Source organism: Ruminobacter amylophilus (genome assembly GCF_900115655.1).
Lineage (GTDB): Bacteria > Pseudomonadota > Gammaproteobacteria > Enterobacterales > Succinivibrionaceae > Ruminobacter > Ruminobacter amylophilus.
The window spans coordinates 13,336-37,670 of record NZ_FOXF01000021.1 but is presented as its reverse complement, the minus strand read 5'-3'; the positions used below and the strand labels follow the sequence as shown (position 1 = coordinate 37,670).

General features: G+C 39.5%; 26 protein-coding genes and 1 pseudogene. 19 read left to right on the top strand and 8 right to left on the bottom strand.

Annotation, left to right across the window (positions count from 1 at the left end; translation table 11 throughout):
* Positions 1-319, top strand: a pseudogene (locus tag BMY80_RS06710) (transposase); the annotation flags it as partial.
* 28 nt (positions 320-347) lie between these two features.
* On the opposite strand, the gene BMY80_RS06705 reads toward BMY80_RS06710, so the two are convergent.
* Together BMY80_RS06705 and BMY80_RS06700 are read right to left on the bottom strand one after the other, a co-directional pair.
* Complete coding sequence (locus BMY80_RS06705; RefSeq protein WP_093142201.1) at positions 348-932, bottom strand: extracellular solute-binding protein; 585 nt, start codon at positions 930-932, stop codon at positions 348-350.
* A gap of 686 nt (positions 933-1,618) precedes the next feature.
* A complete protein-coding gene (locus BMY80_RS06700) occupies positions 1,619-1,771 on the bottom strand; it encodes a BspA family leucine-rich repeat surface protein (protein ID WP_245730081.1) in 153 nt (50 codons plus the stop codon).
* Between the two features lie 14 nt (positions 1,772-1,785).
* Between BMY80_RS06700 and BMY80_RS06695 the strand changes: the two genes are divergently transcribed.
* Together BMY80_RS06695 and BMY80_RS06690 are read left to right on the top strand one after the other, a co-directional pair.
* Positions 1,786-2,112 (top strand): hypothetical protein, encoded by a 327-nt coding sequence (locus tag BMY80_RS06695; protein WP_093142196.1) that lies wholly within the window; start codon positions 1,786-1,788, stop codon positions 2,110-2,112.
* An 85-nt stretch (positions 2,113-2,197) separates the two neighbouring features.
* Positions 2,198-2,920, top strand: coding sequence for a hypothetical protein (locus BMY80_RS06690; protein WP_093142194.1), 723 nt, complete (start codon positions 2,198-2,200; stop codon positions 2,918-2,920).
* Between the two features lie 352 nt (positions 2,921-3,272).
* On the opposite strand, the gene BMY80_RS06685 is transcribed toward BMY80_RS06690, so the two are convergent.
* Together BMY80_RS06685 and BMY80_RS12090 are read right to left on the bottom strand one after the other, a co-directional pair.
* The gene (locus BMY80_RS06685; RefSeq protein ID WP_093142191.1) at positions 3,273-3,875 is read right to left on the bottom strand and encodes a hypothetical protein; all 603 of its coding nucleotides are present in this window, start codon (positions 3,873-3,875) and stop codon (positions 3,273-3,275) included.
* A gap of 106 nt (positions 3,876-3,981) precedes the next feature.
* Entirely contained in the window at positions 3,982-4,455 is a 474-nt protein-coding gene (locus BMY80_RS12090) for a hypothetical protein (RefSeq protein ID WP_143066474.1), read from the bottom strand.
* 432 nt (positions 4,456-4,887) lie between these two features.
* On the opposite strand from BMY80_RS12090, the gene BMY80_RS06670 reads away from it, so the two are divergent.
* The 9 genes from BMY80_RS06670 (at position 4,888) to BMY80_RS06635 (ending at position 14,637) form a co-directional block, all read left to right on the top strand.
* Complete coding sequence (locus BMY80_RS06670; RefSeq protein WP_093142184.1) at positions 4,888-5,097, top strand: SHOCT domain-containing protein; 210 nt, start codon at positions 4,888-4,890, stop codon at positions 5,095-5,097.
* Positions 5,098-5,147: 50 nt separating this feature from the next.
* Positions 5,148-5,372, top strand: coding sequence for an SHOCT domain-containing protein (locus BMY80_RS06665; RefSeq protein WP_093142181.1), 225 nt, complete (start codon positions 5,148-5,150; stop codon positions 5,370-5,372).
* A gap of 59 nt (positions 5,373-5,431) precedes the next feature.
* Positions 5,432-6,442 carry a recombinase family protein gene (locus BMY80_RS06660; RefSeq protein WP_245730079.1) on the top strand — a complete coding sequence of 337 codons (1,011 nt, stop codon included), beginning with the start codon at positions 5,432-5,434 and terminating at the stop codon, positions 6,440-6,442.
* Between the two features lie 207 nt (positions 6,443-6,649).
* A complete protein-coding gene (locus BMY80_RS12580; protein WP_245730077.1) occupies positions 6,650-6,850 on the top strand; it encodes a hypothetical protein in 201 nt (66 codons plus the stop codon).
* A gap of 305 nt (positions 6,851-7,155) precedes the next feature.
* Entirely contained in the window at positions 7,156-8,202 is a 1,047-nt protein-coding gene (locus BMY80_RS06655; protein WP_093142179.1) for a Fic family protein, read from the top strand.
* Positions 8,203-8,422: 220 nt separating this feature from the next.
* Positions 8,423-9,244 carry a Fic family protein gene (locus tag BMY80_RS06650; RefSeq protein ID WP_093142176.1) on the top strand — a complete coding sequence of 274 codons (822 nt, stop codon included), beginning with the start codon at positions 8,423-8,425 and terminating at the stop codon, positions 9,242-9,244.
* Positions 9,245-9,337: 93 nt separating this feature from the next.
* Complete coding sequence (locus BMY80_RS06645; protein WP_245730075.1) at positions 9,338-10,327, top strand: Fic family protein; 990 nt, start codon at positions 9,338-9,340, stop codon at positions 10,325-10,327.
* A gap of 431 nt (positions 10,328-10,758) precedes the next feature.
* Complete coding sequence (locus BMY80_RS06640; protein ID WP_093142171.1) at positions 10,759-11,040, top strand: hypothetical protein; 282 nt, start codon at positions 10,759-10,761, stop codon at positions 11,038-11,040.
* 630 nt (positions 11,041-11,670) lie between these two features.
* The gene (locus BMY80_RS06635; protein WP_093142168.1) at positions 11,671-14,637 is read left to right on the top strand and encodes an EAL domain-containing protein; all 2,967 of its coding nucleotides are present in this window, start codon (positions 11,671-11,673) and stop codon (positions 14,635-14,637) included.
* A gap of 221 nt (positions 14,638-14,858) precedes the next feature.
* On the opposite strand, the gene BMY80_RS06630 is transcribed toward BMY80_RS06635, so the two are convergent.
* The 3 genes from BMY80_RS06630 to BMY80_RS06610 form a co-directional block, all read right to left on the bottom strand.
* Positions 14,859-15,512 carry an SPFH domain-containing protein gene (locus BMY80_RS06630; protein ID WP_177178516.1) on the bottom strand — a complete coding sequence of 218 codons (654 nt, stop codon included), beginning with the start codon at positions 15,510-15,512 and terminating at the stop codon, positions 14,859-14,861.
* Positions 15,513-16,038: 526 nt separating this feature from the next.
* Positions 16,039-16,509 (bottom strand): flotillin family protein, encoded by a 471-nt coding sequence (locus BMY80_RS06620; RefSeq protein ID WP_093142159.1) that lies wholly within the window; start codon positions 16,507-16,509, stop codon positions 16,039-16,041.
* 467 nt (positions 16,510-16,976) lie between these two features.
* A complete protein-coding gene (locus BMY80_RS06610; protein WP_093142153.1) occupies positions 16,977-17,450 on the bottom strand; it encodes a hypothetical protein in 474 nt (157 codons plus the stop codon).
* 746 nt (positions 17,451-18,196) lie between these two features.
* On the opposite strand from BMY80_RS06610, the gene BMY80_RS06600 reads away from it, so the two are divergent.
* From BMY80_RS06600 to BMY80_RS06570, 7 genes are all read left to right on the top strand, one after another.
* The gene (locus BMY80_RS06600; RefSeq protein ID WP_093142147.1) at positions 18,197-18,778 is read left to right on the top strand and encodes a DUF1294 domain-containing protein; all 582 of its coding nucleotides are present in this window, start codon (positions 18,197-18,199) and stop codon (positions 18,776-18,778) included.
* 400 nt (positions 18,779-19,178) lie between these two features.
* Complete coding sequence (locus tag BMY80_RS06595) at positions 19,179-19,451, top strand: hypothetical protein (RefSeq protein ID WP_093142145.1); 273 nt, start codon at positions 19,179-19,181, stop codon at positions 19,449-19,451.
* Positions 19,439-19,729, top strand: coding sequence for a hypothetical protein (locus tag BMY80_RS06590; RefSeq protein WP_093142142.1), 291 nt, complete (start codon positions 19,439-19,441; stop codon positions 19,727-19,729). The genes BMY80_RS06595 and BMY80_RS06590 overlap by 13 nt, the downstream gene beginning before the upstream one ends.
* Positions 19,730-19,747: 18 nt before the next feature.
* Positions 19,748-20,155 carry a hypothetical protein gene (locus BMY80_RS06585; RefSeq protein WP_093142140.1) on the top strand — a complete coding sequence of 136 codons (408 nt, stop codon included), beginning with the start codon at positions 19,748-19,750 and terminating at the stop codon, positions 20,153-20,155.
* On the top strand, positions 20,143-20,982 hold the full coding sequence (locus BMY80_RS06580) for a Fic family protein (RefSeq protein WP_093142137.1): 840 nt from the start codon (positions 20,143-20,145) through the stop codon (positions 20,980-20,982). The genes BMY80_RS06585 and BMY80_RS06580 overlap by 13 nt, the downstream gene beginning before the upstream one ends.
* A 259-nt stretch (positions 20,983-21,241) precedes the next feature.
* Positions 21,242-21,532: a hypothetical protein gene (locus BMY80_RS06575; RefSeq protein ID WP_093142134.1), complete on the top strand. Its 291-nt coding sequence runs from the start codon at positions 21,242-21,244 to the stop codon at positions 21,530-21,532.
* Between the two features lie 297 nt (positions 21,533-21,829).
* On the top strand, positions 21,830-22,474 hold the full coding sequence (locus BMY80_RS06570) for an alpha/beta hydrolase (protein WP_093142130.1): 645 nt from the start codon (positions 21,830-21,832) through the stop codon (positions 22,472-22,474).
* 16 nt (positions 22,475-22,490) lie between these two features.
* Here the strand turns inward: BMY80_RS06570 and BMY80_RS06565 are convergent, their stop codons facing one another.
* Positions 22,491-24,023 (bottom strand): BspA family leucine-rich repeat surface protein, encoded by a 1,533-nt coding sequence (locus BMY80_RS06565; protein WP_177178515.1) that lies wholly within the window; start codon positions 24,021-24,023, stop codon positions 22,491-22,493.
* Between the last annotated feature and the right edge of the window lie 312 nt (positions 24,024-24,335).

Genomic DNA, 24,335 nt, shown 5'->3' with positions numbered 1-24,335 from the left:
GATTATCAATAAGGCTCAGAAGTCCGAAGTTCTGAAAGAAATGTCATACGGCGAAATGATGGATGATCTGTCATCCGCATGGAGAATGACTGATGCGCCTTTAAATGTACCGGCATCATCAGATGACGGATACTGGGTTCACACCCTCAATACAGTGATGGAAACATTAGAAAAATTGGGACTTTCAGTTCCTGCAGCAAAACCTGAACCAAAGAAAAGAGGAAGAAAGCCCAAGGTAAAAGAACAGTCCGAAACAACACCTCGTAGACCGAGGGGGAGACCAAGAAAGGTTATAGTTTCACAAAACACTGAAAATTAGAGGTATAGTCCGTAGAATTGTGAAACTTTTAATTAAGAGTAGTGGCAAAAACTTCAACCGGAGAATCCAAAACAGCAACACCACACTGTTCTAATCGAGATATATTCTCCTCTTTGAAAATAAAGTCCCAAGAGTCAACAACATAATCATTTCCAAAAATTTCTTTAATTTTCTTCACATTATATCCGATACCTGTTGTACCCTGCTGATATGGAATTGCGTACTGGTTATCAGGATCTAGTTTGGATAAAAATTTCATTTTTACAGGATCGAGATTCTTATAATTTGGGATCTTACTTTTATCGAGTTTCAAAAAAATTCCAGTATTTATTTGGTGGGATACAAAATCTGAACTGGGGAAAACAAGATCATAGCCAGACTTTCCAGCCAATAATTTGGTCTCTAAAGCTTCATTGGTATAAAAATGATCAGTTACTACACGTATATTGGTTTGTTTTTCAAAATTAGACACTGTATCAGGAGCTTCATAATCATCCCAATTATATACATTTAACACATTATCATTGGCGGCATTGGCTGCAAAAGCTAATGAACTCATCAGTGGGGCTATGCATAAAACAAATTTTAAATTTAAAAGAGTTCTATTTGACATACTACAATCCCTCAGCGAAGTTGCAAAATAAAGATAACTGCACATCTAAATCAGTACAATTATTAACCATTTTATAGCATTGGTACTTAATAAAAAAGATGATTATCACAGATTTATTGGAAGATCAATCAAGAGACGGCATATGCCTAGTAAGACAATATGAAACGACCTCCACGAATGAATGTAAAAACGTGGATTTACCGTGTAAACTGTAGATGTCTATAAACAGATACGGATTTACCGCAAACATTGAATGAAGGTCGTTATGAATAAGATAATATATATTGGAATGGATGTCAACTCTTCTAACTTTACTTTGTGCTCTTTTTCAGAAAACATTGCGCACATACCATAACTTTCAGGTTTTAAACAATTATGATGTGAGTAAAATTATAGATCAACATATCACATTTTACATTGATGATAAATAGCTATGTAGCATATATACCCCAGCCACAATAATTAGCAAAATAACCACAGTTTTTAACGAAAACTGAAATGACGTACATATATCAACAATAGTTTCACAAATAAAATCAAACATTTTGCAACCATCTTCTTAAGATACCTACATATACTACTTTGATTATATCTACACGTAAAACATTGTAAACAAAAAGTGATGTTTATGTTTAAAAAATGTGATCAATATAAAATTTGTCTCAAAGTTATCTGCCATTTGATGTTTATTCTGCTCCTTTTGGTTTAGGGTAAGAATAAGATGCTGCACCTTTAAACATATCAAGCATACCAATAACATTGGAAGTGTTCCAATTGCTGATTGGCTGATTGAAGGATTTTGCTTCATAGAACATTTCACTCATTTGCAGTCTTTGCACTGGCATTCTTACTTTTGCACAACTTTGCGATAATCAGTGCTATTGTGATAATATTTGCTCTTGCAGGAGTTAAATTCACTGCTACGTATGAAATTAAAAGCTATAGATATGTTTGCAACTCATGCGGCTATATTGAGGAATGGGGGGCACCTAGACATCTGAAGCGTGTTGCATCCGGAATGAAACGGCTTAATGCTGACTATGATGAGATTGGCGAGGAACTAAGAAAAGAAAACAGAGAATCACGGTTCGGTGGCATAGCCATATTTATTCTGGCCATGACACTTGGTGCCATTCTGATGATAGCGTTAATGATTTTTTCTATTGCTGCAAATCACTAATAGTTTCTTCTGATGCTTAATAAAGGCTAAAGATATCTCTGCAATTTATAAGGTTATAGACTTGTAGCAAATACGAGAAGAAAAAATGAAGCAATCACCAAATACTTCTGTCGGTTATTTCAAAGAACCCCTGACAGCTGCTTTTGTATTAACAAAGCATTCTGAAAAATTATTATTCTTGACTGTTGTTTTTGCGTGTTTATGTTCAGCTTGTTCTGTCTCCTCAAGTACCAATAATATCCGTGTACAAAATGGTGGAACTTATCCGAAGGGGATTTCGGAACGTATCAAAGTCAATGTGTACGAGAACGGCAATCTAGTGGACTCGTTTACCGGGGAGAAAAACATAAGATTGTTTGTGAATAAAACCTCCACTCTATACTTTGAGCTTGAAGGTATCGATGAAGAGGCTAAACAGTGTATTTATACGAAAAAGGATGCAGTAACAGATAATATTTACCATACTGATGATTACGAACCTGATCCAGTTACCTCAGGGTTTATTCAAAAATGTAATGGCTTCTGCGCTATAATGGAACTTGGTACAACGGTGTCAACAACCAATTCAACTATGATTATTCCAAAAGTGTTGTTGTCACCGTCAGATACAACAACCATGGGGCTTTGGCATTACAATTATCCAAATTTCATGCAGTATTATCCCGCTGTAAAGGATACGGAAGAGTGCCGTATGTGGCTTGAGAGCCTAGACAGTCAAAACAGCAGTTTGAAAATTATGAGCAGTAATGATGCCCTTTTTAAGGACAAGGAATCTGAAGAAGAACCGGTGGGTAATAGTGATAAATGATGTACAACCCCGCGTAAAGGTAAGCATAAAATGAAAACGACATCAACAGATATATCTGCCCTAAAAACAAAGACTACTGATTCATCACTGTGTCCTGATAAACAAGTTTCATCGAAAGATTCTAACCTAGAAGAACTGTTGGTATTATGTAAAAATACTTTTTTAAACTGACAGTTATGACTCTGTTTTATTGTAAAAAAAGGAACTTAAGGAATTAATTAGACAGATTGATAATAAGTAGCTACGTAAGAACGGCAGAATGCATTTACTGCCATAGATATGACTGAGCACACCATGAAACCAGAGGTATATGATCCAGCGTATGGATTTTTTCCAACTATCAGCCTCATTTTTATATACCGGCGAACAGTTTTTTAAATTCATTAAGTTTTGCTCTGACAATAAAAAGATAAGCAAAACACATGAAATGAAAAACTACAATCACGGTCAGAAAAAGAATAAACAATATTGATAAGAAGTCAACTGAGCCTGATTCAATCAACATCTCACCAGTTTTACCGTCCACCGCAAAAGCAGATAAAATTAATAAGCATATAAGTGCAATCTTGAAGTGCGAAAATAGCAGAAACAGCACAAAAACAAACACCTCAGCAGATACAAATAAAAAAATGAAAGAGCGTACTCTGCTTACCAATTTATTACAGTATTCTGCTTTTGATGCAAGGTTATGGTATGTCGTTCCCAGAGCTGAAAAAACATCTGTAGCAGATTTTGTCAATGGGTCTGAAATACATTGGATAATAAACAACATAATAAAAAAAGCAGCCATAAAATAATTCGAATGACTGAATTTTACATACATGCCTGTCAACCCAATAGTCAGAATTATTAACGTTACGGATTGAAAAAATGCCATTAATGTAAGTTTTGAATATAATTTGTCACAAGAAACAGATAATTCATCTGATTCCTTTTGAAAACTATGCGACATCATATGAATTCTCTTCAAAAAAAATTATTGAATTTAATTATTAATATTTTAGCAGTAAATATAGCGTGTGAACTACCCAAAAAACGGGATCAGTTTACTCAGTCGTTTTTCATTTTCCTTCAGGCCGATGCTGTTCATGCTCAATTCTGTCTATTTCGTTGTTTCCTTCACTTTTCTCAGAAATATAGCTTATCAGGTACGATACTGCATAAAAAAACAGGCTGATTGCCACCATTACAGAAACAATCTCAAAAAACAGCATATCTAGACTGAGTAATCCTTTGATTCTGTTTTCGGCTAAAAGTTTCAGCGGTATATACTTATAGGAAATAAAGTCAGATAACAGTAAAGCAATGAAATCCACACCTGCTGAAATAATACAGGAAATCAGCAATCGACAGTTAAAAAAAGGTTTCCTTTCAGATCCGTTTCTAGATCCCATGGAAGAAAAATAAATAGCCTGAGGTCCGACAAAGACTGACAGCAATATAAAAAAAACTAGGGAAGCAATTAATTCAATAATTAGTACAACTAATCCCATTTTTAAATCCCGTATTGTATCCATTAAAGCAATGATATCCATACCTTCTGAAATAGTACAGGAAATCAGCAATCGACAGTTAAAAAAAGCCTTTTTGATCGTAAATCAATCAAGCACTTAGAAAAATTCTCTAAATTCCTTTCTGTCATCATAGATCTTCCAGTCATCTCAACCTTTCAATTTCTCTGTAAAACTCCTTTGTTTCTCGGCACAGAAGAAGAATAAATTTTTTTGTAAAAAACATATGCTTTTGGGCATTAGTTGGTCAGAGCAAATGTTTTTATTCGGGAAGTTTGGCGACCAGAATAGCCTGCTTTGGGAATTCTACCCCCTTAGAAATAAATCCTTATGTAAAACCGAGCATTTTCTGGGAGCAGAAAAGCGAAAAGAAGTTTCTGAAATTATTTTTGTCAGAAACGGCTTCTGCTGAACATAGAAAGTAGAAACAGATGTTTGGCACAAAGGAGATATGAAATGCAGATAAACGAATCAAAGACTGACAGTAAGGCCATCAGAAAATACACGGCTGAGGAACTTAAGAACGAGTTCAACTATTTAAGGGCCAAGCAGATCACCGGAATGATGCTCAGCAGAGGACTCATTACGCAGGATGAGTACCGTCTCATTATGGCAGAAAACAAAACCACGTTTCCGACCTTTCTCTCCGCAATACTCGATTGTTGAGTTGCTATAAACGGCATACAGAGTAATGGTATAGCCACGGGGGTAATTATATGAAAAAGATAATTGATTTCGAACAGAGTGGTTATTTTCTGCCGTTTAAATCAGAGGTTAAGCCTCTGACACCGGAGCAGCTTAAGACTGAATTTATGTTCTTATGGGCGGAAATGATAACAAGAAATATGCTGGACGTGGGAGTGATCTGCCGTGATGAATACCTTCTTATCATGGCGGAGAACAGGCTCTCGTTTCCGACATATCTTGCTCCATTATTCTGATTATTGAGTTGCTATAGCAGGCACACAGAGCAAATATGTTACCGAGAACAGAGGAGACAATGAAAAAGATAATCAAAATAGAGCCGTCAGCAGTTGGAAAAATACTGATGCGTAAGCGGGTGGCTGCTTACTGTCGTGTGTCAACGGGAACGGATGATCAGCTTGTAAGCCTAGAGGCTCAGAAGTCCCATTACGAGGAGTACATATCCTCAAATCCTGAATGGGAGTATGCCGGACTTTATTACGATGAGGGCATAACGGGCAGAAGGAAGGATCTGCGTCCGATGCTGATGCAGATGATGCAGGACTGCGAGTCGGGGATGATTGATGTGATCCTTACCAAGTCACTCAGCCGTTTTGCCCGTAATACCCTGGACTGCCTCAAATACATAAGACAGCTTAAGGAAAAAAACATAGCGGTTTACTTTGAAAAGGAGAATATCAACACGCTTGATGCCAAAGGCGAGATAATGCTTACCATAATGGCCTCCCTGGCTCAGCAGGAAAGCGAGAGTCTTTCGCAGAACGTTAAACTCGGACTTCAGTACCGTTACCAGCAGGGAAAGGTGCAGGTCTGCACCACACGTTTTCTTGGATATGACAAGGATGAGAACGGCAAGCTCATCATCAACAAGGAAGAAGCTGAAGTGGTAAAACGCATCTTTCGGGAATACCTGGAAGGTTACAGCTATAACAGTATCAGCAAGGGACTGGAGGCTGATGGTATCAAGACGGCGGCAGGTAAAACCAAATGGCTTGCAACAACTCTGCGTAAGATTCTCAGAAACGAAAAGTACATTGGCGATGCTCTCCTGCAGAAGACGGTAACCACTGACTTTCTTACCAAAAAACGAGTAGAGAATAAGGGACTTGTTCCGCAGTATTATATAGAGAACGATCATGATCCCATCATTCCAAGGGATCTGTTTCTGCGGGTTCAGGTGGAGATGGCCAGACGTGCCAGTCTTGAAACCAATGTGTTGAGACGCAGACAGTACAGTGGAAAGTACGCTCTTACAAACATTGTCTTCTGTGCTCATTGCGGTGAGGTTTATCAGAGAACCCAGTGAAACATACGTGGAAATAGGAGGGATGTTTGGCGATGTCTTTCACGTCTTCAAAAGAAACGGTCTAAAATCAATTGTCCTGCGAGAACGGTAAATGAACGTGACCTTCATGCGATAATCCTGAAGGCAATCAATGAGGTTTACGCCAAACAGGATGATTTCCTGCCACAGCTAAAAGCGAACATTGCAAAAGTTCTGGGCATCAGTAATTTGAAGGCTGTTGCTGAAATTGATGAGAAAATCAATGAGAAACAGAAGGAGATCATCAGGCTGACCAAGGAGCATCAGAACTGCAATACTCTCGGTGATGAGATTATTAAGCTCCGTGATGAAAAGTACCGGCTTCAGCTCGAGGATGCGAACAGGGAAGGATCACGATTAAAACTGGAGGAACTGGAATCATTTCTCTAAAGCAGGGAACCGAAGTTCAGGAGTACGATGATGCTCTGGTTCGACGCCTTGTGGAGACCATCACTGTTTATGATGACCGCTTTAAGGTGAAGTTCAAGTCGGGCATCGAAATTGAAGTTGCTGCGTAAGATTACTCTGCAATTTTTATAGCAACATAGCGGTTGACTTTTGTTTGATGCTAAGACGTATTATCAAATGAAAGTCAACCATTAGTCTTTTGAAAGATGTTTGTTTTATTCCACTATAACTCACTGTATTCCCTTTTTTTATGGTATAATTTATGGGAAAGTTATTGGAGTAAGGGAATGCGACAATTTAATTATTCATTGATCAAAGACCAAAAGTGGGATTCTGAGCTTCTTGGATTAATTGCGGCTGTATATTATGAAGCCGGAAAGCAGGAAATGTATCTGAAACAACGCCCTCAGGAGCTGGAAAAACTTGTAGAAATAGCGAAAATTCAAAGTACAGAAGCGTCAAATGCCATAGAAGGAATAGTAACCACCAGTACCCGCATCAGACAGCTTGTCGAAGAAAAAACTACTCCTAAAAATCGCGATGAACAGGAAATAGCCGGATACAGAGATGTTTTGGGAATTATCCATGAGAGTTTTGATGCAATCCCCATTACCAGAAATTACATTCTGCAACTGCACAAAATCCTGTATAGCCACATGAACAACCCTATAGCAGGAAGAACAAAAACGGTACAGAATTATGTTAGTGCAACATATCCTGACGGCCATACTGAAACACTCTTTACTCCTCTTGCACCTTATGAGACACCGGAGGCTCTGGATCGTATATGCGAAGAGTATAATCGCGTCATCGGAAACATGGAACTGGAGCCGTTAATTGCTATACCGATTTTTATTCATGACTTCCTGTGTATTCATCCTTTCAATGACGGTAATGGCAGAATGAGCAGACTTCTGACAACGCTTCTTCTTTACAGGAGCGGATTTTACGTTGGCAAGTATATTTCTTTAGAGGCCAAAATAGCCAAATATAGAGATCTTTATTATGAAGCTCTTGCTGCGTCGCATGACGGCTGGCATGAAGGACAAAATGATCCTATTCCGTTTGTGAAATACCTGCTTGGCACGATTCTTTCGTCTTATCGAGATTTTGCAGACAGATATACGATTGTTGAAAACAGACGTTCTGCTTTAGACATGGTGAGAATGGCAGCACAGAATAAAATAGGCAGATTTAAAAAACAGGATATCAGAGAACAATGTCCTTCATTAAGTATAAGCTCAATTGAAAGTGCCCTAAGAAAAATGGTTGCATCCGGTGAATTAAAGCGAGAAGGAGCCGGAAAAAATACCTTTTATTTCCGACTTAAATAGTCATAACTGTTTTTCCATTTAGGAACGCAGCGCGTTCCAAATTGACATGGACTCATTATCGGTAGATTTTAAGAGTTGTGTAAGATAACGACAGTCGGATATGGTTTCCCTGAGATGTATCCAAATTTGACACTTTGCTGTTATAATCTTAAAAAAATATTGTTAATCTGACTAATTACAATGAACTGACTAACAAGATTATAGAGACGGGGTGTTAAGGATGAACAAAGATCCTTTCAAAGACTACTTCAGAGAAGCAGAGCCAAGCAAGAGAGACAAGGGCTATGCCTGGCATACAGCCATTGGTTTGCAGGCTGTTGATGGGTTGAAGACATCTGATTACCTTATGCATACTGCTGTCCGCAATATCGAGGGCGAGATTTCCTTTGAGGAAGCTAATAAGCTTCTTCAGAACTATTACGAAGAAAATCCTGTGCGTGACACGGGAGATCGCACCGAGGAAGCAGACAAGGTTGCAGCCAGAATTGCCTCTCTTTTGTCAGAGAGAGCTTTCAGTTTTACTCCGAACGAGTATCTGTCCATTCACCGAAAGCTGTTTACAGGCATCTATTCTCACGCAGGATGCATTCGGGATTACAATATCACAAAAAAGGAATGGGTGCTGAACGGTGCAACAGTCCTTTACGGCAGTGCCTCAGAGCTAAGTGCGACGCTGGATTATGACTTCTCTTTAGAAAAGAAGTTTTCCTATAAGAATCTTTCGATGGATGAGATCATCCATCACCTTGCGGTTTTCGTTTCGAGACTTTGGCAGATTCACGTATTCGGAGAGGGCAACACCAGAACAACAGCAGTGTTCTTCATCAAGTACATGAGAACACTCGGATTTGATATGACCAACGACGTTTTTGCCATTAATGCATGGTACTTCAGAAACGCCCTTGTACGGGCTAACTATAATGATCTGAAAAACGGCATCTGTGAAACAACGGAGTACCTGGAACTTTTTCTGAGGAATCTACTGCTGAACGAGAAACATACTCTTCATAACCGGATATTGCACATAAGTGGAACGTTTTAAGAACCGGAATAAGCGAACATTGAGGAGCAAAAAGCGAACATTGGAGATTCGTTTACGGCGAAAACACTTTGACACCAATAAAAGGATAAGACAGTGAGTAAGTACCAGCCTCCGTTTCACATGACGGACAAAATTACAAATTTAATAGCAGCTATCAGTGAGCAGTTAGGACAGATCAAAGTTTTGTCTAAGGGAAACCTCACTCCTCATCTAAGAAAAGAGAACCGTATAAGAACAATTCATTCCTCATTAGCCATCGAACATAATTCTCTCTCTTTAGAGCAGGTTACAGCTATTATTGATGGCAAGAGAATTCTTGGCAATCCGGTAGAAATCAAAGAAGTTAAAAATGCATACACCTCGTATGAGATGATGCTGACTTTAGATCCTTATTCTGTTGATGATCTGTTAAAGGCACATGAAACCATGATGAAGGAGCTTATTTCTGAAAATGGCAGATTCAGAAGTGGCGGAGTCGGAGTTTTTAACGGAAAAGCACTTGTTCACATGGCTCCTCCGGCAAATATGGTTCCCGGTCAGATTCAGGATTTATTTAGCTGGTATAAGGCATCAGAAATTCATCCGCTTATACGAAGTGCAATCTTCCATTATGAGTTTGAGTTTATTCATCCTTTTGCTGATGGAAACGGGCGCATGGGAAGAATGTGGCACAGCCTGCTGCTCGGGCGTTGGAATGAAATATTCTATTGGTTGCCTGTTGAAGAGCTGATAAGATCACGACAGGAAGAATATTATAAAGCTCTTGGCAAATCAGACAGAGATGCTGACAGCAGTGCTTTTGTAGAATTTTTATTGCAGGTCATCCTTGACACTTTGCAGAATACTACTGTTGTCGGAAACGATGAAGTGGAGGAGCAAAAAGATCCTTTGGTTGATACACTGCGAGAGGCTATAGGAAAAGATACACTTTCTGCCACTGAAATTATGAAGCGTCTTGGATTATCTCACAGACCTACTTTCAGACAGAACTATCTAAATCCTGCACTTAGTCACGGCGTTATAGAAATGACAATTCCGGACAAGCCTAATAGCAGGAACCAGAAATACAGGTTGAAAAAATAACTTGATCGGTATAGACCGACCAAGTCACCGACTAAGATACCGATCAAGTTATATCTGATGGCAGCTGAATAGTTGATATGTTCATAATTTTTTCAGGGTTGAGACTTCAATCGACATATTGGTGAGTCCAAAGATGATAAACGCTTGATATAAAGGCTATTTCATCCTTGCACGTCGAGACCGTAGTTTTACTATCAAGAGAGAAATAGAGATCGGCTGAAAGCCCTTGAAATAAAAGGTTTCGCGAGGTGTGGTGCTTTTTTAGGCATGACTGTAAAGAGCGATTTTGACTGTATGTGAAAACATATCAAGGGCGGGAGATACAGCATAGTTGTGGCTACAGTTTTGCTTTTGGGTAGGTTGTAGATAGCGTTTTGCTATCATGAACTGCCGAGTTAAAAAACAAATAATGATTAATAAGGTTAGGTGTAATGTTTGAATATGTTCGTTATCTAGTGTGGGCTGGAGCAATTGCAGTTATTGTATTTTCAGCATGGCGTATTTTCAGAGTTGGAATTGCTACAAAAACTCAGCTTGAGAATGATTACAAAAATTTGGATATGATTAAGAATAAGTATGAAAACGATTTGGCTGAGTTAAGAAAAGAGTATGAGCAAAAATACCAGAATGCTGTCAAGCTAGAGGAAGAACGTCATAGGGAATGTATGAGTAAATTGGACGAAATTTTAAGAAGGCTGGAAAACATAATATAGATACATACTAATTTCTGCACTTATATTTGTTATCGGCTTATCGTTGTAGAATTCTAATGAATGCCTGTCGTAACAATTTTTACCTTCAATGATTTTTTGGTATCTCCATGATTAATCCATTCTTCAGAATTACCGCAGGATCAGCAGAGATACCTGTTTACCCAGACAGCGCTGGCTGTAGCCTTTCCGGTTAGAATATTATTGCCTGAACAATTTGCTCGAAGTCCGCCTTTGTTTTTTACAATGTCTGATGATTGGCATTTCTGACATATTTTTTTCATTTTAATTTTTTCCTGCTATTCAACACCGACTGTCTGTTTTCCCCATGATTTTTACCTGAAAAGCATCAATAATGACATGAAATCATGCAAAAACATAGCTGACAGGTGTGATTTGAAACCATTCCCCATGCTCGTAATGTTGCCTCTGTCAAAAAAACGTCATTGAAGTATGCCTGATAGTGCTGTCAGGTTTGGTTTTTGTACAAAAACCACATTTTTTATCAGGATAATATGATAGTTTTATATCATCAAGGTGTTTTCGGTCTGATATTGAGCCGTGCACCGCAGCATAATCGGTTCTGTCAGTCAGGACTGTGATCTTCGAAGATCGCTATAAAGGGTACAGCCTATGGCAAGATATCATTTTTCAGATCAGGAACAGAGCTTCTGGGAAAGTCTGCAGCAGTCATACGCGGTTTTTCAGTATGACGGTGGCGTTATTCCCCTGGCTTTGTCTGACGGTTTCGTTCAAATGTTCGGATACGGCTCCAGAGAGTCGGCCTGTAAGGATCTTATGCGGAGTAAAACCGTGTATCTGAACGTTCATCCTGATGATCTGGCAAAGGTTGAGAATGCCGTTTACAACTTTATTTATCATGACGAAAAATATGACATAGTCTACAGGGCCAGGAACGGTAATGCACGCGACTACAAGCTTCTTCATTCTCAGGCAAAAATAATGGAGACATCCGACGGCGTGAAACTTATTCACGTCTGGTATACGGATGAAGGCATTTATTCAGAGCCTTTCGAAGAACTCAACACCAAACTTAACAGACTACTGAGATCTGCTCTCCAGAGGGAAAACTACATCAAGTCCAACGGCTTTGATGTTCTCACCGGACTGCCGAGCATGTCTTATTTCTTTGAGTATACCGACGAATGGAAGAAAAAGATGCTTCAGGAAAACGGAAAACCGGTGATTCTGTTTTTCAATCTCCGCGGTATGCGCTACTACAATCAGGATAACGGGGCTTCACAGGGTGATAATCTCCTGAAGTCATTTGCCAAGATACTGACTCATTATTTCAGCAAGGAACAGTGCTGCCGCATGGGGTCGGATCATTTTCTGGTAAGCACCGTCGATGAGAATGTCGAGAAAATTCTTTCCAACATCTTTGAGAATGCAAAACTTATCAATACAGGTATTTCGCTTCCTGTTTCCGTGGGCATCTATTCCATAACCGATCCGGAAGAATCCACCAGTTACGCCTGCGACCGAGCAAGGTTTGCCTGTAATTCCCTGAGAAAGATTCATGAATCAGGGTTTAACCGTTACAATCAGGATCTGCTGGATAAATACACCAAGCGTGAATATATCATCACCAATCTGGACAGGGCGATTCAGGAAAAATGGATTAAGGTTTACTATCAGCCAATAGTAAGAGCTGTAAATTCAAAGGTCTGTGATGAAGAAGCCCTGGCAAGATGGATTGACCCGGTTAACGGATTTATGTCTCCGGCGGATTTCATTCCGGTTCTCGAAGAGGCTGAACTCATTTACAAGCTTGATCTGTTTGTGCTTGACGAGGTTCTGGAAAAACTTCGCATGCAGCAGGAGTTCAATCTTCATCTGGTTCCTCAGTCCATCAATCTTTCCAGAACGGATTTTGATACCTGCGACATCGTGGAGGAAATAAGAAAAAGGGTTGATGCCTCCGGATTCGCCAGAAATCTGATTACCATTGAAATCACAGAGAGCATCATCGGAAAGAATTTCGCCTACATGAAGGAGCAGGTGGAAAGATTCCAGAAGCTCGGCTTCCCGGTGTGGATGGATGATTTCGGAAGCGGATATTCTTCACTTAACGTTCTTCAGAACATCAGATTTGATCTCATTAAATTTGATATGAGTTTTATGAGAAAACTCGATGAGGGAAAGGAAGGGAAGATTATTCTCACTGAACTGATGAACCTTGTTACGTCTCTCGGGGTGGATACCGTATGTGAAGGTGTGGAAACCGAGCATCAGCGGCAGTTCCTGCTTGATATCGGCTGTTCCAAGCTTCAGGGGTATTTTTTCACCAAGCCTATACCATTTGAGGAAATCCTGATCAGATATAAGGAAGGAAGACAGATAGGTTTTGAAAACCCGAAGACCTCAAGTTACTACGAAATAATCAGCAGAATAAATCTGAACAATTTATCCATAATATCCGGTGAACGGAACATAAATAACAGCGGTGCATACAATTCACTGCCGATGTATGTTATGGAAGTACGCGGGGACGTAGGTTATCTTTTAAGAAGCAATCAGGCAGCCAGAGACTTTATCAGCAGTTACTATCTGGTTGATCTCAATGCCGAGGGAGCCGTCTTCATTAAAAACGATGATGCGTTCAGAGACAACGTCGTGGATACGTGCTGTAAACTTGGTGCACGTTCATTCTACGATGAACCTCTGACCAACGGAAACATTGCACACGTCTTTGCCCGGCAGATTGCCGTAAACCCTGTAACAGGCTATCACGCGGTGATCATGGCCGTGCTGTCCATTTCGTCTCCTAATGATCACACCACATATGAAAGTATTGCCAGAGCCCTGGCGGCCGATTACCACAATATCTTCTATGTCGACCTGAACAATGACAGCTTCATAGAGTATACTTCGCCAGAGGGCAGTGACAGACTTGCCGTGGAGCGTCGCAGGGATGACTTCTTCACATTCATTACCGGGGATTTTATCGCCAGAGTGCACGAAGAAGACCGCCAGAAGCTGATATCCGTAATTACCAGAGAAAACATCATCAGAAAACTTGATGATGCAGGCAGAATAAATCTGACCTACAGAACGGTTGAGGACGGTAAAATAACCTTCCTTTCCATGAAGATTACCAGAATCCCGAGAAGAAACAACATAATTATAGGTATAAGCATTATTGATTCCCAGATGGAGGATCTCAATCTGATGGAGCAGAGCCAGCGACGTCTGGAGATTCTGACCGGTATCATGGCTCTGTCACATGATTATATGTGCCTGTATTATATCGATCTTCAGAATGATCACTACATTGAGTACTCAAATTCACAGGAGTTTGCATCTCTGAGTCTTAACAGTGAAGGATATAATTTCTTCAGTATGATGGTTTCAAATGGAAAATCCATTGTTCATCCTGATGATATGGAGGAATTTGTCACCCGACTTAACAACGACAATGTTAAGAAGCAGATTGCAGATAACGGATTCTTCCAGCATAAGTTCAGAATTAAGCTGAATGATGAGTATGTTCTCATTGTCATGAAGGTCGCCAAAGTAATGGATAAAGGTCAGGAAAAACTCATTGCCGGGGTAAGAAAGTGGAGGGAGCGCAATTAATCCGACTGTAAGAAAATACTGAGCCATGGTCTTCTTTGAGTGAAATTACATATTATGACTATGTTCCTTATTCCCGAATGCCGGAGGGGAATAAAAAGCCGTGATACTGCAAAAAGAGTGTCACGGTTTCCTTTTTTTTACATGTAACAGGACATGATGATCAGCCTGTTATGGTTAGGCAAAAATATCTGTTAGCTGTCAGCATCCTGGGTGGATTCTGCTTATTTCTGGCGCTCAAGCTCTGCTTTTGCGCTATTAACTGCTTCCATAACTGCTCTATGGGCAACTTCTCTGTAGTATTCTTTATCATCATAAATCCAGTAACATTCCATATTGGTTGTAGTTAGTCCTACTTTTTTGAGTCTCTGATCTGCATCGCTGCGAATCCGTTGAAGAAATTCATCATTTCTGTCGTTTTTGAATATCTCTTCAACGGAAAATGAGGCTAACGTGAGGAGTACCTGTTCGTTCATGATTTGCTTTACTTTTTCTTCAATTTCGTGTTTGCTTTTGTTGAACAGAAAGTTTACGGCATTTTCTAAATAATTATTATCCTCCGAGAGCTGAACACTAAAACCCAGACTGATATCGATATGAACGTTGTTGCGTATGGGAGCATTCTTAAGATTAATCGGAAAACTGACTGCAGGCAGAGCTATGTACGAACAGTCATGTATTAAAGGTATTACAGGAGCGCTTCCTCGGATGATATATTTTACAATCCTGTCCGGTTTATTTTTCCTGTGAATCACCATAATGGTGCTGGATGGACATTCTTTGTAAATGGTCAGGCGCAGGGCCATCCATACTGCAAGGCAGATAAACAGCAGGCAGGCGAGTCCTCCGGCTATGGTTAATGTAAGATAACGATCCATGACTGTTCCTTTTTTGTCTGAATTCCCGGCTACAGAGCATGTGCACCGAAACTGATGCCTCATTCAGGTATTTTTCGGGGAAATTAAAGATATGAATGCTTTTGGGGGGATAATCTAACAGACTTTGTGTGATTATTCAACGGAAAATGAGGCTAACGTGAGGAGTACCTGTTCGTTCATGATTTGCTTTACTTTTTCTTCAATTTCGTGTTTGCTTTTGTCGAACAGAAAGTTTACGGCATTTTCTAAATAATTATTATCCTCCGAGAGCTGAACACTAAAACTCAGATTGATGTCGATATGAACGTTGTTGCGTATGGGAGCATTCTCCTGTTTAATCAATATATGAATAAAAGGGCTCTTCTGTCGTGAATCAGGTACTGCTTCTGCTTCTATAGTATTTCTGTGTTATGTAAGCTTCTTTATTTTTCAGATACCTGAACAGGAGCAGTTTATTCGTATAATCCTATTATGGATTCGATATCCATATTTACTGTATGTAATCCGCTTTTCCTGAGTTCATGCTCTATATTGTTTTTTGAATGTGTTTTTCGCGGGTAAATGAGGCAACTGCGGGCGGTATCTGTTTTCTTATTATTTTTTCCACCATGTCGCAAATATCTGGGTAACTTTTATTGAACAGCATATGTACGGCTTTTTCAATATTTTCCTCGTTTTCAACCATCATTACTTTAGCGTCCACCCATACGGAACTGATGACGAGACTGTCGTGTGTCAGGATATTTTCTTCCATTACATTTGCAAATACCTCAATGCTATCCATGTATGAGTAATCCTGAATATACGGTAAAACAAGAACTCTGCCGCTGCGCACATATTTCAGTACCTTGACGTTTCTGATTTTGCTGTAAACCACAAGAATCTTATCCTGCGCACATTGCTTAAAGAGCTGCTCTCTGCCTGCAATCCATATGAATTTGATGAACATGGAAATTACAACGACAGGGATAGCGATGCGCATGAAATCTGACTTCACTGATTACCTCTTTTCTGTTTATTTTTCTGATCGTAGTACAGATATCTGCCGGACTTTTTCTGCACTGCTAATCATTGCAGGTATAAAACACAATGTGTCTGTACGTATATACGGATTACTGAATCATTTCTGATTTTAAAGTATTCATTTACCAGATTTTCGGGAATTATCGTAACGACGTCTGAAGTTTCAGGTACATTGTGTATTAAGACTGCAGATGATCAGATTATATACGGCTGACTGTTTGATTTTAAATGTATTCCGGATATGCGGCAGACAGGAGACCTGGTTCATGGATCGTAACGTGATGTCCGGCTTCAGTCGAAACCTGATTGTGATGGTGATGAAGTTCAGACGGTGTATCGAAGAATTCATCAGAACTGCCTATACGTCAAAAAGCCTCCTGCGGGCGGGAGGCTTTGATCTTTTATGCAGAACCGTCTGCAGGAGATAATCACGCCACTGTTTTATTTCTTTTCAGCGTCGCTGTCAGCTCCGCTCTCATCCTTTGCAGCTTCTGCCGGATGCTCCTCAAGATTGATGAAATTGGAATAGCAGTCAATATATCCTTTTTCAGTTACGTACTTAACTGTATTTGCATCACTTTCCACATAGCGTACGTAACCGTTAACGGGGGTAATGAGCATTGTTTCATCCGGATTTTCGAGCCCCTTTAACAGAATCATGGCCCCGTCTCTGTTTATCAGTTCCCAGCGGTTTTTTACAAAACGCTGGATAGTCAGATTGTCATCCATGATACGCCACGGAATATTCGTATAACTGACTGTCAGCTTTTTACCGTTAATGTCATAGTAATTTCTTGCTATTCTGCGACTTCCGTTAATTTCGACGTCTGAAGATTCAGGATCAGCACATTCAACTGCGAAGCAGTTTGCTGTCAGACCGAAAAACATGACAAAGAATATAGTAAATCTTCTCATAGTGCCACACTCCTTTCTCGTATATTTCCTGCGGGAAATATGAGTGATCAATAGAAATCAAAGATAGATTTTATACTGGATTTTAAATAGCAATACTAACAGCACAAACATCCATATACATCTAAGTATAATCTATAAAAGCTGTTTGCTTCCAAAATCATGGTATTTTATTTAACGGAGATCAAGTAATTACCGGCGTATACTCAGGATATGTGTTGCGTGCACGAAATCGGCTGCTGAATCCGGTCATGGCTGTTTATAATGTTCAGGACGGGAACTGTCTGCTGCATATGCCTTTAAGGACATTGTCACCACATCTGTTTATGCTCCCTAATAACAGGATTGAGGTAAGTTCTGTATGATATAACCTTTGCCGTAAGCAGGTATGCACACAGCTGTTCGAAAATGCTTCGTGTGATTCAGATACCGGAAGTTAATTAAAAAAGTCACAGGCATGGTTAATCGGCATACGGATGAGGCTGAGAGACGGCTTTCATGAAAGACATGAGAGACTCGCGGAAATAAAACTGTTATCCGATGGTAATGTTTCATCTTCAGGTGTTCCGGTACAGAAAAGATTTAATTCTGATATAATCGCGATGCGCTGCGTTTTCCCGCAGGACGGAAAACATCCGGCTTTTTCCCGGCACGCTGTTTAGACGGCAGACTGTCACTGCTTCTGCGGCCGATACTGTAAGGCAGTTATTTTTAACTATGAATCTGAGTAATTATACGGAATAATTGTTATGTTGTGGTTCATGATTTATCTTGTGGTGTTAAACCTCTTAACCTGTCCGATAACACTGGAACTCCTGAAGTCTTCGTCTAGGAACGGTGACAGCGGGGATATCAACGGTATTCTGGCTTTCCTTTCGCTTGCGGGCGGAGTTATCGGTTTTATGGCGGGATTTACGGTCTGGCGAAAGAAACGAAGAATCAGACATGTGAGCAAGAATCTCAGCACTTGCGTTGCCTGCTCGTTTGCTGCCTTCTGGTTGTATTTTTCCGTTCTGGGAACCGTGTTTTCGATATGGAATTCAGTCGCAGGATGCATGACGTCCTGGCTTTCCTGGGTTTTCTGGGGGTATGCGGTTCTGATCAACCTGTTGTCTTTTATCTGGTACGGACTTGACAAGAGCAATGCGGCATCCGGCAAAGAGAGAGTTCCCGAGACCAATCTGCTGTTTAAATCATTTATCGGCGGGGCGGCAGGAGGTCTTGCATCCATGTTTATGTTTCGTCACAAAACAAGGGTATGGTATTTTGTGACCGGTAACATTTTAATGGCTGTCGCTCAGATCTACGTCACTTTGAGAATCATGTGGTAAACGGCATTCATGTACCGTCAGTGATATGTTCAATGACAAATCATGCAGGAATATTAGTCGTTTGAATCTGCATAACTTTCAAGTATTGATATACCAAAATATATTGTGCTGCGTTAATTTTGGGTGCATTTGTATATCATGTCCAGCATAAGAAAGTATAGCGTGTAGATATTAAAAATCAGAGGTAGTATCACATTAAGTGAGATGTTGTCATTATTGTGAGAAGTATAGATGGTTCAATTCGGATTGATTCCTATAAGAAAGATCTACTGTTAATGCTAGAGGATTATCAAATGCAGGTGCAAAAGTTTGTGGTGATGGTGCTCCTTATAAGACTGTTGAATTAAAAGCTCAGCTTGATAAATATCTAGTAAAAAGTTTTTCTCATCTTGTCCATTGTATGAACAGTAACGTTGCATCCACTAAGCTGAAGAAAGAATTATTTGATAAGATGGGTAATGCCTTTTTAAGAGGTTTTGATAAAAAATATGATCGTATAGTTGAATTCGATAACCAAGATTTAAGAGCACTTGATAAATTATTAAGGAAGGCTGTTTTTGAGGATATTGATAATATCTTATCTTTACAATCTAAAGAATACATACAGGCTACAAAGAATAAACAGACCATCTTTGCTCGTATGTTTCCTATACTGTTGCAGTGCAGAATTTAAAGTCTCTTTTTTCTGGTAAAGGTCAAACTAACGAAGCAGATAATAGTGTAGAATCTGTTGCGTTTCCAAAAGAACAAGAAGAAATTATCAGTTCCAGACGTGCATTTATGAATGAACGGATTCAGAAGGCAGAGGCTTCAAAAGAAATTGATGAAGAAACACAAAATCAAGCTTCTACTGAATCGCCACGAATGGCAATGATGCGGAGAAATATGGAAAAGAATAATGCTCGTGAGAATGTTATTTCCACAAGTCAAAAGAAAGGAAGATCTCGTTAATTTGCAAAGGAATATATTATGTCATGTAATCCAGCAAAAATAAAAGACACATTGCTATGGACTATATATACAAATGTAATAGATCATAAGAATATAAGATATAGTCACGTAGTAGATATGTATGTAAATAAAAGATGCAAAAATATTATTTTTGAGGATTACTTTTTTTTACAAAAGATGTTTTGTGTGTATGGTGCTTTCTTTAAATCAAAAGATATAAATGAAGTATTGAATTATTCAGAAAACATCCCTTATCTTACGCCAAATGAAAAAACTTTACTTTATAAAAATATATATCTTTTTTATAGAGAAGGTAAAATAGCTTACTTAAATAATAAATTTATATCATTATATAAACAAAATGAAATTGGCTTTTCTGAATTAGTAGATAATCTAACAACTGAGGTTTTAAAATGGCAATTTTAAAAGATTTTAGAAGAGAGATAAAGATCCATTTTGCTCAGTCTCTTTGTAGATTTGAAGGTATAAATCTTACAGATATTCAGACAGAAAAACTTCTAAATAAAGAAAACTTTGAAATGCTGGATTTCCCTGAAGAAGAGTCGCTTGTAATAGATAATGTCGTAAATACATTAAACTTCATGGATTCAATTGATATTTTAAAGTTAAATGTTGATTTAGAGCTCTATATAAAACTAAATTCGATGCTGGCAAAGGAACAAGCATTATTCACTGGTGCTTTACGAAATGGTTTAAGTTCAATTCCATGCATAGGTCAGATACCTATTCCTTCACAAGAAAGAGTTGAAGAGGAAATTACTAAACTGAATAACATTACTCCTGATAATTACAAATATGTTGTTTCAGAGTGTTTTTGTAATTTGTCCAGACTGCAACCGTTCTGGGATGGAAATAAGAGGACTACTCTTTTTTTATGCAATATTCAATTGATAAAAAAAGATTTTGATTTGTTGATTATTCAGAATGATAAATATGCTGATTTTGAAGAACATTTAACTGCTTTTTATACTGAAGAAAATAAAGATATCATTGATTATCTTGCTGATAATTGCTTCATCAAAACAGTTATAGAACATCAGAGTTCTGGACATGAATTTATGAATGGACAGATTCAGTCAAGAGCAGAAGCTTCAAAAGAAGTTAATGAAGAAACACAAAATCAAGCTTTTGCTGAATCTCCACGAATGGCAATGATGCGGAGAAATATGGAAAAGAATAATGCTCGTGAGAATGTTATTTCCACAAGTCAAAAAAAAGGAAGATCTCGTTAATTTTTTATTTTAGAAGGATAAAACTAAATGAAATGAACGCCTTATGTTTAGCAATGGCTATTTTACCTTTGTTATGTGCAGTAGAATCTCAAGCTGGTTTTGCGGAATAATATGATAATGCTATATGAATTGAATTTTCTGCGGTTTTCGTGTGTTTAAGCTCCCTCAAATTTTTTTCATTGCTCCATTGATAAAAAGTCATTTTTGATATGATAATGACCTCCGACTGAAGGCATCATTGCACAGGGAGGAATATGTAATGCAGCTTCCAATTGTTCCGCTTGTATTGAACACTGCTACGGCCTTATCCGTGGTTGTCATATACGTTCTGTCTTTTTATCTGGTGAAGAAAAAGAAGGAGCCTGTTGTTTCTCTTATACTGGGACTGGCTCAGATTCCGTTTTTTATTCATGCCGGAATGACGTTTTTAGGCGTTATCGCCGGTCTTTCGGCCCTGATTTTTCCGGCGGTGATTATTGTACTTTCAATAGGAAACATCAGAAATCAGTCTGCTTCCCGCGCTGCAGTTCAGTCTGACGGAAGGTTATGATAACCGTCAGATGATAATACAGGTATACCTGACTCTGTTCCTGTATCTGATGCGAAGGATATTATGGATGTTATTATAGCCAGGTGTCATTTTGAACTGGATGCCGGCCCGGAAAATTTTGAATGGGTGTAGGCAGGCAGACAGAATAAAATAAAAAGAGTACCGGAATTTGCCGGAAAGAAAAAGTATTATAACCGACATTTTTTATTATCTTCTGACTGCACTCAGCCAATGAGTCCGGCCTGATGTTTGAATTTACCGCATGCAGAACAGTTCTTTCTGCTTAAAGGATTTTTTATGAAGATATATGAATATGGTAACAGAGATGCGGACACTGTTCTGATACAGCCCGTTGATGATCATGATCTGGAAGGGATTGAAAACGAGGTTGAGATCATAACACGAAGCTCAAACAGAAGCTTTTATCTTCTGGCCGTTAAAATTGAGGACTGGAATACTGATCTTTCACCATGGACTGCTCCCGCCGTTTTCGGAAAAAACGGCTTTGGGTGCGGAGCCGAAAAGACTCTTATCAGTATTCTTGAACTGTGTACCGACAGCAGACGATCCTACTTTATAGGCGGTTATTCGCTTGCCGGTCTTTTTGCACTGTGGGCGGTGTACAGAAGTGATGTCTTCAGAGGGGCGGCCGCCGCCTCGCCGTCGGTATGGTTCCCGGGATTTACTGATTTTATGAGGAGGGAAAACATCAGGACCGGTGCGGTATATCTGAGCCTTGGGGACAGAGAGGAAAAAGTCCGCAATAGAATTATGGCTGCCGTAGGTGACAGAATCAGAGAGGCTTATGATTTACTCCTGGAACGTGAAATTGACTGTGTTCTCGAATGGAATGAAGGAAATCATTTCAGGGAACCTGACGTCAGAACGGCCAGGGCTTTTGCCTGGCTGATGAACCGTCATGATCAGCAGGTTCTCGGTTAGCGTGGCTGATTTGCGTTCAGTATGAATCATCAGACCAAGCAAAGTGGTCATCATAATCGGATATTCTGCATTCCTTCAGAACGAAGGTTTCCAGGTCGCAGGAAATACCGAGATGTCTTTTAATATTTTCGGTCTGATGCTCTTTTCTCAGAATCTTTAAAATCGAAACGGCAAAACTGCGGTCGTAATCACTTTCCATATATTCGGAATCTATGTCTTTATTTTTACATATTGTGTACTCTCCGTAACCGCGACAGCCGCTCCATCTGATGGTGACCGCTTTTTTCCCGTTGATTATCTCATCAATAAAAAGAGGTTCATGGATGTACACATCAAGTGTATAGTCTTCAGACAGCCGTTTCTCAACGGATTCAAGAACCCCTTCATTATTTTCAAAGTCGGCGTGGCAGACTTTACGTTTATCCAGGTTCTCCCATATCGGCTGCCTGAATGAGACGGCTCCGCAGAACATTCCGGAAAAATCCCTAACGGAGGCAGTGTTCCAGCACTTTACGGACTGATTGAAGCTTTTGGCCATTCTGAACATGTGGCTCATGTCTGCAACGGCAGAGGTATCCCAGCCGTCCAGCGGCTGATTGAATGATTCAGCACCGTAAAACATGTTGGTCATGCTTGTAACCTCGGATGTATTCCAGCTGCTGAGAGGCTGATTGAAGGATACGGCTCCTTTGAACATGAAACTCATGTCGGTAACATGAGACGTGTTCCAGCTGTCGAGCGGCTGGTTGAATGAATGAGCGCATCTGAACATTTCACGCATACGTATGACACGTGAAGTATCCCAGTCGCCGACAGGATGATTGAAAGTACCGGCGCCTTTAAACATGCGTGTCATATCGGAAACCAGAGACGTGTTCCAGCTGCCTACGGGCTGATTGAATGATTCTGCATCCATAAACATTCCGGACATGTCGGCAACCTTTGAGGTATCCCAGGTGTCAAGAGGCTGATTGAATGCACTGCAGCCGTGAAACATTCGGGACATTTTGATAACCTTTGAGGTATCCCAGGTGTCGAGAGACTGGTTGAATGCACAGCAGTCGTAAAACATTCTGGACATGTCGGTAACATTTGAAGTATTCCAGCTGCTGACAGGACTGTTAAATACCAGACAGCCGTAAAACATTTCGGACATGTCGGTAACCTTTGAGGTATCCCAGTCGTTGAGCGGCTGGTTAAAAGATTCATCATCCTGAAACATACAGCTCATGTCCGTAATGTTTGAGGTGTCTTTTATGTTGACATATTCAAGCCGGTACATATTTTCAAATGCATGCGAAAGTGAATGCACTGCAGGAGTCAGAATCACCTCAAATTCTATCCTGCGCAGAGCCTTGATCCTGTTTGCCATGATGAACGGATTTTTCTCGAGAGGTTCGCTCCTGTCTTTTTGAGATTCGATCTCATCATTGTACGTATAGGCAAACTCATAGTTTATGGTCAATGAGTCAAGATCATTATTTATGATTCTTTTTAAAAGGTCTTCGGTGATATCATCAGGGGAATTTAAAACAGGATTTCTGTTCATGGTTAAGTTTCCTTTTACGAGTGTGAAAGAAGGTTCTGAGGTGAAATACGGGGTATCGCTGAAGACGGATTGATTACTGATGCTCCTGAGAAGAGAGATAATCATCAGTCATATCTCAATTTATATGATACATATAAATTATCAATAATACAATAATTATATGTTAAAATTTTGAACTGAGAAACATTATGGGAATTCGACAGTATCAGAATGACAGGGGCGAATGGTATTTTTGACGCGGTAGATTTGAAATGTTCTTCACCGGAATCTCTTTTATGAAAGTGTTCATCAGGCTCATCATTTCTGACTGAA

Coding starts and splice junctions, on each gene's coding strand:
- BMY80_RS12090 (WP_143066474.1), bottom strand. CDS start 4,455: ATGGATATCATTGCTTTAATGGATACAATACGGGATTTAAAAATGGGA.
- BMY80_RS06665 (WP_093142181.1), top strand. CDS start 5,148: ATGAAAAAGATAATTGATTTCGAACAGAGTGGTTATTTTCTGCCGTTT.
- BMY80_RS06575 (WP_093142134.1), top strand. CDS start 21,242: ATGCAGCTTCCAATTGTTCCGCTTGTATTGAACACTGCTACGGCCTTA.
- BMY80_RS06630 (WP_177178516.1), bottom strand. CDS start 15,512: ATGGATCGTTATCTTACATTAACCATAGCCGGAGGACTCGCCTGCCTG.
- BMY80_RS06690 (WP_093142194.1), top strand. CDS start 2,198: ATGAAGCAATCACCAAATACTTCTGTCGGTTATTTCAAAGAACCCCTG.
- BMY80_RS06565 (WP_177178515.1), bottom strand. CDS start 24,023: ATGAACAGAAATCCTGTTTTAAATTCCCCTGATGATATCACCGAAGAC.
- BMY80_RS06600 (WP_093142147.1), top strand. CDS start 18,197: ATGTTGTGGTTCATGATTTATCTTGTGGTGTTAAACCTCTTAACCTGT.
- BMY80_RS06585 (WP_093142140.1), top strand. CDS start 19,748: ATGTCATGTAATCCAGCAAAAATAAAAGACACATTGCTATGGACTATA.
- BMY80_RS06660 (WP_245730079.1), top strand. CDS start 5,432: ATGAAAAAGATAATCAAAATAGAGCCGTCAGCAGTTGGAAAAATACTG.
- BMY80_RS06595 (WP_093142145.1), top strand. CDS start 19,179: ATGAACAGTAACGTTGCATCCACTAAGCTGAAGAAAGAATTATTTGAT.
- BMY80_RS06650 (WP_093142176.1), top strand. CDS start 8,423: ATGAACAAAGATCCTTTCAAAGACTACTTCAGAGAAGCAGAGCCAAGC.
- BMY80_RS06580 (WP_093142137.1), top strand. CDS start 20,143: ATGGCAATTTTAAAAGATTTTAGAAGAGAGATAAAGATCCATTTTGCT.
- BMY80_RS06705 (WP_093142201.1), bottom strand. CDS start 932: ATGTCAAATAGAACTCTTTTAAATTTAAAATTTGTTTTATGCATAGCC.
- BMY80_RS06635 (WP_093142168.1), top strand. CDS start 11,671: ATGGCAAGATATCATTTTTCAGATCAGGAACAGAGCTTCTGGGAAAGT.
- BMY80_RS06570 (WP_093142130.1), top strand. CDS start 21,830: ATGAAGATATATGAATATGGTAACAGAGATGCGGACACTGTTCTGATA.
- BMY80_RS06685 (WP_093142191.1), bottom strand. CDS start 3,875: ATGATGTCGCATAGTTTTCAAAAGGAATCAGATGAATTATCTGTTTCT.
- BMY80_RS06640 (WP_093142171.1), top strand. CDS start 10,759: ATGTTTGAATATGTTCGTTATCTAGTGTGGGCTGGAGCAATTGCAGTT.
- BMY80_RS06670 (WP_093142184.1), top strand. CDS start 4,888: ATGCAGATAAACGAATCAAAGACTGACAGTAAGGCCATCAGAAAATAC.
- BMY80_RS06610 (WP_093142153.1), bottom strand. CDS start 17,450: ATGAGAAGATTTACTATATTCTTTGTCATGTTTTTCGGTCTGACAGCA.
- BMY80_RS06655 (WP_093142179.1), top strand. CDS start 7,156: ATGCGACAATTTAATTATTCATTGATCAAAGACCAAAAGTGGGATTCT.